Source organism: Stenotrophomonas sp. SXG-1 (assembly GCF_014083965.1).
Taxonomy (GTDB): domain Bacteria; phylum Pseudomonadota; class Gammaproteobacteria; order Xanthomonadales; family Xanthomonadaceae; genus Stenotrophomonas; species Stenotrophomonas geniculata.
Genome location: NZ_CP046588.1, coordinates 2,745,531 through 2,758,074 on the forward strand (window position 1 = coordinate 2,745,531; position 12,544 = coordinate 2,758,074).

The 12,544-nt window shown below is 66.9% G+C and carries 13 protein-coding genes; 3 read left to right on the forward strand and 10 right to left on the reverse strand.

All coding sequences use genetic code 11. The features are described from left to right. The first annotated feature begins 51 nt into the window (after positions 1-51). Positions 52-702 carry a class I SAM-dependent methyltransferase gene (locus tag GOC52_RS12610; protein ID WP_100446065.1) on the forward strand — a complete coding sequence of 217 codons (651 nt, stop codon included), beginning with the start codon at positions 52-54 and terminating at the stop codon, positions 700-702. A gap of 81 nt (positions 703-783) precedes the next feature. Here the strand turns inward: GOC52_RS12610 and GOC52_RS12615 are convergent, their stop codons facing one another. From GOC52_RS12615 to ppsR, 5 genes are all read right to left on the reverse strand, one after another. Beyond that, on the reverse strand, positions 784-2,145 hold the full coding sequence (locus GOC52_RS12615; protein ID WP_191849590.1) for an MATE family efflux transporter: 1,362 nt from the start codon (positions 2,143-2,145) through the stop codon (positions 784-786). A gap of 117 nt (positions 2,146-2,262) precedes the next feature. Continuing rightward, the gene (locus GOC52_RS12620) at positions 2,263-2,880 is read right to left on the reverse strand and encodes a DUF2239 family protein (RefSeq protein WP_019660267.1); all 618 of its coding nucleotides are present in this window, start codon (positions 2,878-2,880) and stop codon (positions 2,263-2,265) included. A 144-nt stretch (positions 2,881-3,024) separates the two neighbouring features. Next, complete coding sequence (locus GOC52_RS12625; RefSeq protein ID WP_043402902.1) at positions 3,025-3,513, reverse strand: NUDIX hydrolase; 489 nt, start codon at positions 3,511-3,513, stop codon at positions 3,025-3,027. A 42-nt stretch (positions 3,514-3,555) separates the two neighbouring features. Then, on the reverse strand, positions 3,556-4,065 hold the full coding sequence (locus tag GOC52_RS12630) for a DUF1249 domain-containing protein (protein WP_010484911.1): 510 nt from the start codon (positions 4,063-4,065) through the stop codon (positions 3,556-3,558). 147 nt (positions 4,066-4,212) lie between these two features. Further along, on the reverse strand, positions 4,213-5,034 hold the full coding sequence (gene ppsR / locus GOC52_RS12635) for a posphoenolpyruvate synthetase regulatory kinase/phosphorylase PpsR (protein WP_010484909.1): 822 nt from the start codon (positions 5,032-5,034) through the stop codon (positions 4,213-4,215). 144 nt (positions 5,035-5,178) lie between these two features. Here ppsR and ppsA point away from each other — a divergent pair, with 144 nt between their 5' ends. Then, positions 5,179-7,557, forward strand: coding sequence for a phosphoenolpyruvate synthase (ppsA, locus tag GOC52_RS12640; RefSeq protein ID WP_010484907.1), 2,379 nt, complete (start codon positions 5,179-5,181; stop codon positions 7,555-7,557). A 154-nt stretch (positions 7,558-7,711) separates the two neighbouring features. Then, positions 7,712-8,605: a mechanosensitive ion channel family protein gene (locus GOC52_RS12645; RefSeq protein WP_191849592.1), complete on the forward strand. Its 894-nt coding sequence runs from the start codon at positions 7,712-7,714 to the stop codon at positions 8,603-8,605. A gap of 46 nt (positions 8,606-8,651) precedes the next feature. Here GOC52_RS12645 and GOC52_RS12650 read toward each other — a convergent pair whose 3' ends face one another. The 5 genes from GOC52_RS12650 to GOC52_RS12670 all read right to left on the reverse strand — a co-directional run bounded on the left by GOC52_RS12650 (position 8,652) and on the right by GOC52_RS12670 (position 12,515). Beyond that, positions 8,652-9,767, reverse strand: a complete 1,116-nt coding sequence (locus GOC52_RS12650) for an alkene reductase (protein ID WP_043402908.1) — start codon at positions 9,765-9,767, stop codon at positions 8,652-8,654. A 139-nt stretch (positions 9,768-9,906) separates the two neighbouring features. Beyond that, positions 9,907-10,782 carry an EcsC family protein gene (locus tag GOC52_RS12655; protein ID WP_010484901.1) on the reverse strand — a complete coding sequence of 292 codons (876 nt, stop codon included), beginning with the start codon at positions 10,780-10,782 and terminating at the stop codon, positions 9,907-9,909. A 125-nt stretch (positions 10,783-10,907) separates the two neighbouring features. Further along, the gene (orn, locus tag GOC52_RS12660) at positions 10,908-11,480 is read right to left on the reverse strand and encodes an oligoribonuclease (protein WP_043402905.1); all 573 of its coding nucleotides are present in this window, start codon (positions 11,478-11,480) and stop codon (positions 10,908-10,910) included. A gap of 75 nt (positions 11,481-11,555) precedes the next feature. After that, positions 11,556-12,080, reverse strand: coding sequence for a tRNA adenosine(34) deaminase TadA (gene tadA, locus GOC52_RS12665; RefSeq protein WP_049436615.1), 525 nt, complete (start codon positions 12,078-12,080; stop codon positions 11,556-11,558). A gap of 75 nt (positions 12,081-12,155) precedes the next feature. Beyond that, on the reverse strand, positions 12,156-12,515 hold the full coding sequence (locus GOC52_RS12670; RefSeq protein WP_010484895.1) for a winged helix-turn-helix transcriptional regulator: 360 nt from the start codon (positions 12,513-12,515) through the stop codon (positions 12,156-12,158). Positions 12,516-12,544 lie beyond the last annotated feature (29 nt).

The window sequence follows — 12,544 nt, forward strand, 5'->3', positions numbered from 1 at the left end:
ATGGTCACCGGCGGACCCGCCGCCGCCACGTCCGAAACTCTGCAATGGACGATGATGATGCTGGATGCTCCCACCCTGGCCGCACAGCTGCGGCAGCCCCATGGCGAGGCCGCGCTGGCGGTCGCCGACTCGATGAACCGCAGCAACGGCGCACTCAACCTGGCCGCGATCGGGCTGCTGGCCGTCGGCGCCGGTGAACAGGTCCTGGAGGTCGGCCCGGGCAACGCGGCCTTCGCGCCGCTGATGCTGCAGGCCACCGGCAGCCACTATCTGGGCATCGAGCTGTCCACCGCCATGGTCGAGGCCGGCAACCAGCGGCTGGCCAGCGCCGGGTTGGCCGAGCGTGCGGCGATGCGGCACGGCGACGCCCAGGCGCTGCCGGTCGCCGATGCCGCGATGGATGCAGCGCTGGCGGTCAACACCCTGTACTTCTGGCCGAACCTGGCCCCGGTGCTGGATGAGCTGGCGCGGGTACTGCGCCGGGGCGGCCGCCTGTGCCTGGCCTTTGGCGACGCCAGCTTCATGCGCAGCCTGCCATTCGCTGCCGACTTCCAGCTGCATGAGCTGGACGCGGTGGAGCTCGCACTGCGGGTATCAGGCTTCCGTGTCTCGGCCTGGCGCAGCCATCGGGAATCCGCGGCCGGCAATGACGGCCAGACCCGCGAAAAGCACTTCCACCTGCTGTTGGCACAGCGGCGCTGAAGCTGCCCGCCTGACCGAGTGGTAGTGCCGGCCGCTGGCCGACTGCCCCGACGATTCCGGATTGCCGGCAAGCGGCCGGCACTACCCAGCCTGCACCCGCCTCCAGCGAGCAAAACAGAGCACCTGCATCACCAGCATGGCCAGCAACCCCAGCGGCCACGCCCACCACAGCCCGGCCAGTCCGTGCCGGGACTGCAGCCACATCGCCAGTGGCAGCTCCAGCAGCAATACGGCCGCCATGCCCAGCAACGCCGGCAACAACACCGTGCCACCGCCTCGCATCACTCCGACCAGCACCGCACTGCCTCCCATCGCCAGCACGCCCCACACCACGGTGCGCAATTGCTGCGTGGCCAGTTCGCGCACGTCGGTCGCCGCCAGGATCAGGCTAGTCAACCAGGGCGCCAGCCCCACAACCAGCATCACCACCCCGCTCAGTATCGCCAGTCCAAGCAGCACGCCGGTGCGGGCGATGGCGGGCAGCCGTGCCGTACGTCCCGCCCCCAGCGCATGCGCGGCGAGGATGGTGGCGGTGATGCCCAGCGACATCGCAGGCAGCTGCACCCAGCTCATCAACTGATTGACCGCGCCGTAGGCGGCCGTGGCGGTATAGCCGTGGCGATTGATCCAGCCCAGCAGCACGATCTCGGCCACGGCCAGACTGAGCATCTGCAGCGAGGACGGTACGCCGATGCGTAGCATCGGACGGATGAGTGCTCCATCGAAACGGATCGCTCGCAGCAACTCATGCCCCGGTGCCAACGGGTGCCCCATCCGCTGCCACCGCCGCATCAGCCAGGCCAGGGCCAGCAGCGAGGCGAGCGCCGCCGAGACTGCCGCACTGGCTGCGCCCAGCTGCGGCAGGCCGGCCCAGCCCAGGATCAGCAGCGGCGTGCACAGCAGGCCGACCACCGTGGCCAGCAGCAGCGCATGCAGCGGCGTCTTCGCATCGCCCACCGCGCGGCTCACCGCAGTGGCCAGCCACAGCAGGAAGAACACCGGTACCGCCAGCAGCAGGATACGGGCATAGACGATGGATTCGCCGAGGATCGGGGCCGGCGTACCGAGTGCCACCAGCAGCTCTGGAGCGAAACCGCCGCCCACGACCATCACCAGCACCGACATGAGCAGGATCAGCGCCACCGCGCTGCCAGCCACAGCGCGCGCCTGCTGCGGCCGGCCCGCGCCCCAGGCCTGGCCGATCAGCACCATCGCACCGGTCGCCAGGCCCATTACCAGGGCCAACAGCAGGAAGAAGACCGGGAAGAACGCTGCGGCGGCAGCCACCGCCTGCGTCCCCAGCAGATGGCCGAGGTAGATGTTGTCCAGCGTGCCTGCGGCAAGCTGCAGCGCATTGGTCAGCAGCATCGGCAGCAGCAGGGCCAGGTAGGTGCGCCACAGCGGTGGTGCGGCCGGGGGTGTCGGATGTACAGGGGGGGTCATGGGACTCTCTGGGCAAGGGCTGCCCTGCCCGGCGTTTCCGCCAGCAAAGCACGCACAGGGGAAGCGGGCCGTGGCCCGCGATCAGGTGGCGCCGCCGCTCAACGACGGCGCGATGGCTCAGCCGTCGGCGCTCTCGAATGCCAGGCGCAGGGCGTGGTTGCGCACGTCCTCGGGCCAGCTGCGCAACGCCATTTCCAGGCCCGCCCGGTCGTGCGCGAACAGGACACGGATCGCCTCCTCGAAACCCGGCAGGTCGCCGGCGATGGTCTGCAGGAAGTGATAGGCACGCTCGCTGTGGCGGCGCTGCTGGTCCTTGTCCGCACCGGCACGGCTGGCCGCCTCCACCAGCCTGCGCAGAACCACGGAGGCGCCACCCGGCTGTTCGGTCAGCCACGCCCAATGGCGCGGCAACAACGTTACCTCGCGGGCAACCACGCCCAGCTTGGGGCGGCCACGGCCGCGCGGGGTTGCCGGCACATCTTCGGCAGTGATGTCGGCATCCGCCTCGACGGCTGCGGGAAACGCTTCGATGACCCGCGCCAGCAGTTCTGCGTCACTACCACGCGTATCGAAATCACGGGTGCGGCCGGTAGCGTTGTCGAACACCAGCAGCGGTCCGGCAGCGTTGCCGGCGCGCAGCTGTTTCAGCGCCAGCGCCGCCACCTCCGGGGTACCGGAAGCGACCAGGCGATGGCCGTCGAAGCAACTGAAGGGAGGGAGTCGGGACGCAGGCATGGCAATGGCATCAGAGGCGATGCACCAATATTGCCCGGGTAATTTGCGGCCGTCAATATTACCCGGGCATTAATCAACCAGAAGAGCGTGCCAACCACGGTTGGCCCCCACCGGAATGGGTGGCACCCCACACGATTCGCCAGGTTACAGACGGCTGAAGGACCAGCTCACCATGCGGCCGTCCTTGTACGGCATCACGCCGTGGAACGGGCGAGGGTCGGTATCGAACACCAGCGGCAGGAAGTTGCGGTCGCCCTCCCACATCGGCAGCGTGTCCAGCTTGTCCAGGTCCACCCACTCCAGCGTGCCCTCGTGGTTGCCGTCGTGCGGGGTGCCCTCGAATCCATCGATGACGAACACGAAGCCCAGCCAGTCCTCGCCGTGCTTGCCGAAACCCGGCCAGCTGAGGGTGCCGCGCAGGCGCATGCTGGTGCAGTCGATACCGGCCTCTTCCTGGATCTCGCGGCGCATGCTGGCGGCCACATCCTCGTCCGCCTCGATCTTTCCACCCAGCCCGTTGTACTTGCCCAGATGATGGTCACCGGGGCGGGTATTGCGATGGATCATCAGCACCTGGCGACGATCGGGCGACAGCACGTAGCCCAGGGTGGCGACGATCGGGGTATACGGCATGGGGCAGCATCCAGCGGCAGGTCAGCCATGGATTATGGCCGATCAGCGCACCAGCGACAGGCGGCGCTCAGTGGGCGTGCCGGCACCATCGGGATCACGGCGCAGGGTGGCGACGCCGTGGCCGCGCTCGGCCAGGTATTCCAGCCACTTGCCGAGGAAGGTGTTCATCCGCATGCGATGGCTGATCAGCTCCGCCGGCGGCGGATACAGGCCCATCGTGTCCTGCCAGCGGCGGCCCACGTAGCAGTGGGTGGTCTCGGCCTGGCGGGCGTCACGGTACAGCCGCACATAGGCCGACGGATCCGGCTCTCCGGTGACCGGGTCGGCCAGGTCATAGGTCAGGCGCAGTTCCACCGTGTAACGGTGGCACTCGATCACGTCCAAACGAACATCCAGGCCGTCGCCGATCGAGGAAATGTAGCTGCCCGCCACCAGTCCGGCCGGTTCGAACAGGCGCACCAGGTGGCGGTAGTTCTCCGCGTACAGGCCCATGAGCCAGCTCAGCCGGCTCAGGCGGGGAATGCGTTCGGTGCGGGGCAAGGCTCGGGCCATGGGTCGATCCTACACGTTGGTGCTTCAACGTGGGGGCGGGATCGCCCCGGCCAAAGGGGCCCGGTATCGACCACCGGTCGATACCCACCACGCACGAGGGTTTCCCGCAGCATCGGTAGGCCACGACCGTTGGTCGTGGCGCGCGCCTCAATACAGCTCGCGCTGCAGCCCCAGCGTGGCCAGCACCTTGCTGGAAATCTCCTCGATCGAGGTATGGGTGGTGCTCAGCGTCGGGATCCGCTCCATCTGGAACATCACCTCGGCCGCAGCCACCTCGCGCTTGCAGGTATCCAGGTTGGCGTAGCGCGAGTTCGGGCGGCGCTCCTGGCGGATCTGCTGCAGGCGGTCCGGGTCGATGGTCAGGCCGAACAGCTTGCGCCGGTAGTTGCGCAGCCGTGGCGGCAGGCGGTCGCTTTCCAGGTCCTCGTCGGTCAGCGGGTAGTTGGCCGCGCGCACCCCGTAATGCAGGGCCAGGTAGATGCAGGTGGGTGTCTTGCCGGCGCGCGACACCGCCACCAGGATCACGTCGGCGTCGTCGTAATTCACCGCGATACCGTCGTCATGGGTCAGCGCGAAGTTCATCGCGTTGATGCGGCGGTGGTAGGTATCGAAGTCGACCATGCCATGGGCCTGGCCCACACGGTTCACGCGCGAACTGGACAACTCACGCTCCAGCGGCTCGATGAACGGCGCGAACACGTCCAGCATCAGGGCACCACTGTCGGCCAGGATCAGGCTCAGGCTCTGGTCCACGCAGGAGTTCACCACGATCGGCCGGACCTGGTACCGCTCCCCCGCCGCCTGGATCCGGGAACAGGCTTCCCGGGCTTTTTCGGGGTCGTCGACAAACGACATCCGGTCGGTAATGAAGCTGAACCCGGAGAACTGGGTCAGCAGGCTATGCCCAATGGTTTCAGCGGTGATACCGGTTCCATCGGAAACGTAGAACACCGGACGGATGGTCGACATGCGCGCTTTTACCCCCTACGAAGCCTAAAAGGGCCGCCAACACAAGCTTGTGTCGACAGCGGTCTGCCCGGCATCATATCGGCTTCTTCCTACGGACGCGGCCACTCAGCCCGCCTCGGGCGATGGCCAAACGGAGCATCGCGCTTGAACGAGAACATCCTGTGGTTGCACGAACTGCGTCTGGCCGACCTGGCCCGCGTAGGCGGCAAGAATTCCTCGCTGGGCGAGATGATCGGCAATCTGGCCGGTCTGGGCGTCTCCGTTCCCGGAGGTTATGCGACCACCGCTGAAGCCTTCAAGGACTTCATCGCGCACAACGACCTGTCCAAGCGCATCTTCGACAAGCTGGCCACGCTGGACGTTGAAGACGTCAACGCGTTGACCGCCGCGGGCAAGGAGATCCGCAGCTGGGTGATCGACGCGCCGCTGCAGCCGCAGCTGGACCAGGACATCCGCACCGCCTACGCCAAGCTGAGCGCCGACAATGGCGGCGGCGACGTGGCCGTGGCCGTGCGTTCGTCGGCCACCGCCGAGGATCTGCCGGATGCATCCTTCGCCGGCCAGCAGGAAACCTTCCTCAACGTCACCGGTGCCGACGACGTCGTGCACAAGGTCAAGGAAGTGTTCGCCTCGCTGTACAACGATCGTGCCATTGCCTACCGCGTGCACCACGGCTTCAAGCATGAGGACGTGTTCCTGTCCGCCGGCGTGCAGCTGATGGTGCGTTCGGGCGTCGGTTCCTCCGGCGTGCTGTTCACCCTGGACACCGAGTCCGGCTTCCGCGACGTGGTGTTCGTCACCTCTTCGTTCGGCCTGGGCGAAATGGTCGTGCAGGGCGCGGTCAACCCGGACGAGTACTACGTCTACAAGCCCACCCTGCAGGCCGGCAAGCCGGCGATCCTGCGCCGCTCGCTCGGCAGCAAGGCGATCCGCATGGTGTATTCGGACGTCCCCGGCGAGCGCGTGAAGATCGAGGACACCCCGGCAGAGCTGCGCAACACCTTCTCGATCAGCGACGAGGACGTGCAGGAACTGTCCAAGCAGGCGCTGGTCATCGAAAAGCACTACGGCCGCCCGATGGACATCGAGTGGGCCAAGGACGGTGTCAGCGGCAAGCTGTTCATCGTGCAGGCACGCCCGGAAACGGTGAAGTCGCGCAGCCACGCCACCCAGATCGAGCGCTTCGCGCTGACCGAAAAGGGCGGCAACGTGCTGGCCGAAGGCCGTGCCGTCGGTGCCAAGATCGGCTCGGGCGTGGCCCGCGTGGTCAAGACGCTGGACGACATGAACCGCGTGCAGCCGGGCGACGTGCTGATCGCCGACATGACCGATCCCGATTGGGAGCCGGTGATGAAGCGCGCCTCGGCCATCGTCACCAACCGCGGTGGCCGTACCTGCCACGCCGCGATCATCGCGCGCGAGCTGGGCGTGCCGGCCGTGGTCGGTTCGGGCAACGCCACCAAGGTCATCGAAGATGGCCAGCTGGTCACCGTCAGCTGCGCTGAAGGCGATACCGGCTTCATCTACGAGGGCAAGCTCGGCTTCGAGCGCACCACCACCGATCTGGGCAACATGCCGCCGGCACCGCTGAAGATCATGATGAACGTGGCCAACCCGGAACGTGCCTTCGACTTCGGCCAGCTGCCGAACGCCGGTATCGGCCTGGCCCGCCTGGAAATGATCATCGCCAGCCACATCGGCATCCACCCGAACGCGCTGCTGGAATACGACCGCCAGGATGCCGCGACCAAGAAGAAGATCGACGAGAAGATCGCCGGCTACGGTGATCCGGTCAGCTTCTACGTGGACCGCCTGGCCGAAGGCATCGCCACCCTCACTGCTTCGGTCGCGCCGAACCCGGTGATCGTGCGCCTGTCGGACTTCAAGTCCAACGAGTACGCCAACCTGATCGGCGGCAGCAACTACGAGCCGCACGAAGAGAACCCGATGATCGGCTTCCGCGGCGCCAGCCGTTACGTCGACCCGAGCTTCTCGGCCGCCTTCGCGCTGGAGTGCAAGGCCGTGCTGCGCGTGCGCAACGAAATGGGCCTGGACAACCTGTGGGTCATGATTCCGTTCGTGCGCACCCTGGAAGAAGGCCGCAAGGTCATCGAGGTGCTGGAACAGAACGGCCTGAAGCAGGGCGAGAACGGCCTGAAGATCATCATGATGTGCGAAGTGCCGTCCAACGCACTGCTCGCCGATGAATTCCTGGAAATCTTCGACGGCTTCTCGATCGGCTCCAACGACCTGACCCAGCTGAGCCTGGGCCTGGACCGCGACTCGTCGATCGTCGCGCACCTGTTCGACGAGCGTAACCCGGCAGTGAAGAAGCTGCTGTCGATGGCGATCAAGGCAGCACGTGCCAAGGGCAAGTATGTCGGCATCTGCGGCCAGGGCCCGTCCGATCACCCGGATCTGGCCGAGTGGCTGATGCAGGAAGGCATCGAGTCGGTGTCGCTGAACCCGGACACCGTGGTCGATACCTGGCTGCGCCTGGCCAAGCTGAAGGCCAACGGCTGATGCCGTAAAGGCCGCAGGCTGACGTCGTGTTCATCGGCGTCAGCCGATACTGCTGCTGCACGCAAGCCCCGCCTCTGCGGGGCTTGCTGTTTCTGGCGTCCTTGCACGCCACGCGTACCTCGCACCTGTCCCGCAGCAGCAAAGGAATTTCCGCATGATCGCCGCCGCACCGCCCTCGCCCGCCGCAACGCCCTGGTTCCACTCGCTCGACTGGGAGCGCCTGCTGGAAACCTACGGCGTACCGTTGCTGGCCGCGATCGTGGTGCTGCTGGTCGGCCTGTGGGTGGCACGACGTCTATCCAATGCAATGCCACGGGCGACCGCGCGCATGGGCGTGGACCCGATGCTGGGCAGCTTCCTGCGCAACGTGGTGTATGCCGCATCGCTTGTGATCGTGGTGGTGCTGGCGATCGGCACGCTGGGCGTGCAGATCACCCCGCTGCTGGCCGTGCTCGGCACCGCTGGCCTGGCGGTCGGTCTGGCATTGAAGGATTCGCTGTCCAACATCGCCTCGGGCGTGATGCTGGTGACGCTGCGACCGTTCCGCGTGGGCGATGTGGTCACCGTGGCCGGCCAGACCGGCACCGTGCGCGAAGTGCGCATCTTCCAGACCGTGCTTACCGGCGCCGACAACCAGCACACCACCATTCCGAACACACTGATCACCGCCGCGCCGATCATCAACCTCACCGCCGAACCGACGCGCCGCGTCGAACTGGTGATCGGCATCGGCTACGAAGACAACATCCAGCTGGCACGCGGCACCGCGCTGGCGCTGATGAAGGCCGACCCGCGCGTGCTGCAGACGCCAGCACCGGACGTGGTGGTATACGAACTCGGCGCGCACGCGATCAACCTCGGCATCCGCTGCTACGTGAAGTCGGCCGACTGGTTCGGTACCAAAGTCACGTTGCTGGAACAGCTGAAGCTGGGCTATGACAAGGCCGGCATCAACATCCCGTACCCGCAGCAGGACATGCACCTGTACCTGCATGGCAAGGATGGCGGCGTGGTCGAAGCGGACGCGCTGGTGCGCGACAAGCCCTGATCCAACCCGGGAGTGCCGGCCAACGGTCGGCACCCACCGATGGGCATCAGGCCTCGGCGGCCTCTTCCAGCGCCGGGTAATCGGTGAAACCCTTCGCACCACCACCGAAAAATGTGGCGCGATCCGGCGGATTCAGTTCTGCACCCGTACGCAGGCGCTCAGGCAGGTCCGGGTTGGCAATGAACGGCCGGCCGAAACCGATCAGGTCGGCCCAGCCTTCGGCCAGCGCCTGCCCGGCGCGCTCGGCGGTGTACTTGCCGGCGTAGATCAGCGTGCCCGGGTAGACCATGCGTAGCGCCTGCTTGAACGCCACCGGCATCAGCGGCGCATCATCCCAATCCGCTTCGGCAATGTGCAGGTAGCTCACCCCCATCTCACCGAGCAGGTGCGCGGCAGCCAGATAGGTCGCCTGCGGCGTATCGTCCACCGCCCCTTGCAGCGTGGTCAGCGGCGCCAAGCGCACGCCAACGCGGTCACCACCGGCTACTGCGACCACCGCCTGCACGACCTCGCGCAGGAAGCGCAGCCGGTTCTGCAGCGAACCGCCATAGCCATCGGTACGCTGGTTGGCCTGCGAGTCGATGAACTGGTTGATCAGGTAGCCATTGGCGCCATGCAGTTCGACGCCGTCGAAGCCCGCCTCCAGCGCATTGCGGGCGGCTTGCGCGTAATCGGCGACGATGCCCGGAATCTCGTCTTCGCGCAGCGCACGTGGCATCGAATGCTGGATCATCTCGCCGACGCCGGCTTCGGGACCTGCCCCTGTCGGGTCGACGAACACTTTCACGCCATCGGCCAGCAATGCCGAGGAAGACACCGGCGCTGCGCCATCGGGCTGCAGGGCCACATGCGAGACGCGGCCGACGTGCCACAACTGCGCGTAGATGCGGCCACCGGCGGCGTGCACCGCATCGGTCACCTGCCGCCAGCCCTTTACCTGTTCGGGGCTGTGGATGCCCGGCGTCCAGGCATAGCCCTGGCCCTGCGGGCTGATCTGGGTGCCTTCGCTGACAATCAGGCCGGCACCGGCACGCTGCGCGTAGTAGGTCGCCATCTCGGCGGTAGCAACGTTGCCGGCAGCCGCACGCGAGCGGGTCATCGGCGGCATCACGATGCGGTTGGGCAGGGTCAGCGGGCCCAGACGGTGGGAGGTGAACAACATGGCGGACATCTCTTGCGGGGGGAGTGCCAGCAAGAATGGGGACCGCCTGCGAAAGGCAACAGGCGTGTTGTGGCAAAACAGTTGTGCCCGGCAGGCAAGGATGGCCCGGCATGAAGGCTCATCCACGCATGGCGTGGATCTACTCCAGGCGGGGTTCGATCTTTACCGCGCCATGCGCCACGCGGTCATAGCAGGTGCGCACCACGTCTTCCCCGTACTTCAGCTCCAGCCGGCGCACGATGAAGTGACCGCGCGCCATGTCCTGGTAGTAGTCGGTGAACATGGTATTGAGCGTTGCACCTGCAGCGGCACCGACAATCGGCACCGCCTGCGCGGCGAATTTCTCGGTGACCACCACGCCGAAACGCGCCGCCACTTTCTCCACCATCTTCGCCAGCAGCTTGCCGGCCTCCTTCGGTGCCACGCCCAAGGTCAGGTCGCGGCCGGTCACCACGCGCCCGGCCAATTCGGCCGACAGGTGGCGCATCACGTCGGTGGTGAAGCCGCGGGCCAGGTAGTAGCCGGTCTCGCTGGCGTCATCGCGCGGCGAGTTGCCACCCAGCGCAAACACCTCCAGGCAGGCCTGGCGGGTGCTGAACTCGGACAGGTCAAAGCCCTCGCTGCGGGCCACGTCGGCCACCGCGCGCATCATGATGGTGGTCGACACCGGCAGCTCGATGAACAAGGCCGCAAAGCCAAATGCCCCGCCGACCGCGCCGGAGGTGGCCGCCGCCAATTTGTGCCAGCGGGTGGAGGCCCCCTTGCCCGGGGTGTTGTCCATGCTCCACAGCGCGGCCTGCGCCGATTTGGTCAGCGCCGCCTGCACCGCACCGTGGATGCGGTTGGAGACCGAACTGGGCAGTGCTTTCACCGCGAACTCCAGCGGCGTGCCAACCAGGTTGGCCATGCGCGCGGTCAGGGTCGGCGCTTCCAGCAGCGCCACCGCCCGCTGCAGGTCGGACCAGTCGCGGGCGTCGTGGGCGATGTCGCGGGGGAGCAGGATGGGCTCGTTCATGGCGCCGATCTTAGCGCCAGGGAGTTGAACGGTTCGTCGCGGGGCACGACAGAGGGGTCAGAGCCCTTTCCGCTGGAAAGGCATCCGCCCCCGGCGCCTTGCCGGCCAGCGGCCGGCACTACCGATCAAGGCGTCGAAAGGCCGGAAAGCGCCCCCATGAACTGGCGGTAGTGGCGCAGCTCGGCGATCGAGTCGTGCACGTCGCTCAGCGCGGTGTGGTTGCTGTTCTTGCCGACGCCGGCGGCCACGGTCGGCGCCCATCGCTTGGCCAGTTCCTTCACCGTGGACACGTCCAGGTTGCGGTAGTGGAAATACTTCTCCAGGCGCGGCATCTGGCGGTGCAGGAAGCGGCGGTCCTGGCAGATCGAGTTGCCGCACATCGGCGACAGGCCGGCCGGAATCCACTGTGCCAGGAAGTTCACGGTCTGCGCCTCGGCCTGGGCCAGCGTGGTGGTGCTGTCCACCACGCGCTGCCACAGGCCCGAACGACGATGCTGGTTGCGGTTCCACTCGTCCATCGCTTCCAGCGTTTCCAGCGGATGATGGATGGCGAATTCAGGGCCCTCGGCCAGCACGTTGAGCTGGGCATCGGTGACCACGGTGGCGATCTCGATGATCGAATCGTTGTCGGTGTCCAACCCGGTCATTTCCAGGTCGATCCAGATCAGTCGTTCGTTGGCCGCGCCGGTGTCCGCCATTGTGTCGCCTCGTTGCTGGGCAGGCGCGCGGCCTACCGGTAATGAAAAGAGGCGCCCATCATACCCGTTCGCCCCTCAGCCCTCGCCGACGTGGTCTTCGAGCAGCAGCGGCGGCTTGCCACGTTTGGCGCGGAAATAATTGGTCAGGCGTGTACTGGCCTCCTTGGCCAGCACCCCGCCGTGAATCTCGACGCGATGGTTGTGGCGGGCGTCGCCAATGAGGTCGAACACGCTGCCGCAGGCGCCCGTCTTGGGGTCACTGGCGCCGTAGACCAGACGGGCGACGCGTGCATGCACGATCGCCATCGCGCACATCGCGCACGGCTCCAGGGTCACATACAGCGTGCTGCCGAGCAGGCGGTGGTTCGCCAGCAGCTTTCCGCCGGCCCGCATCGCCACGATCTCGGCATGCGCGCTGGGGTCGTGCGAGGCGATGTTGAGGTTCCAGCCCTCCCCCAGCAGCTGGCCATCGGCACCCACCAGCACGGCTCCGACCGGAATTTCGTCGAACTCGCGCTGCGCGCGCTCGGCCAGCGCCAGCGCGTGGCGCATCCAGTGTTCATCGGTGTCGTGCACCGGCACGCCCAGGGCGTCGGTCATGGCGGTTCTCGCGTGTGTGCAGGGCCAGGATGGCCGCCGGGGCCGCATTGTACGCCCCGGGCCGTACAGGCGCCGCTAGCGCGCGTCGAAGCGCTCGCGGGCCGCATCCAGCGCCGGGAAATTGTGCTCCGCCCAGCGGTCCAGGGCGGACAACGTCTCGACCAGACCGTGCGCGACCTCGGTCAGGCGGTACTCGACATGCAGCGGTTTGCTGCCCCGGTCACACCGCTCGACCAGCCCATTGCGCTCCAGCTGTCGCAGAGTCTGGGTCAGCACCTTCTGCGAGATGCCTTCGATCTTCCGCAGCAACGCGCCGTTGCGAAGCGGGCCCTGCGCCAATGCCGGCAGCAGCAGCATCACCCACTTGCCGGAGATCAGCGCCAGCGCATCGCGCGCCGAGCAATCGGCGGCATAGACATCGCCCGGATAGGCCATGGTTACCTCAAGGTGCGTAATTGCCGGGG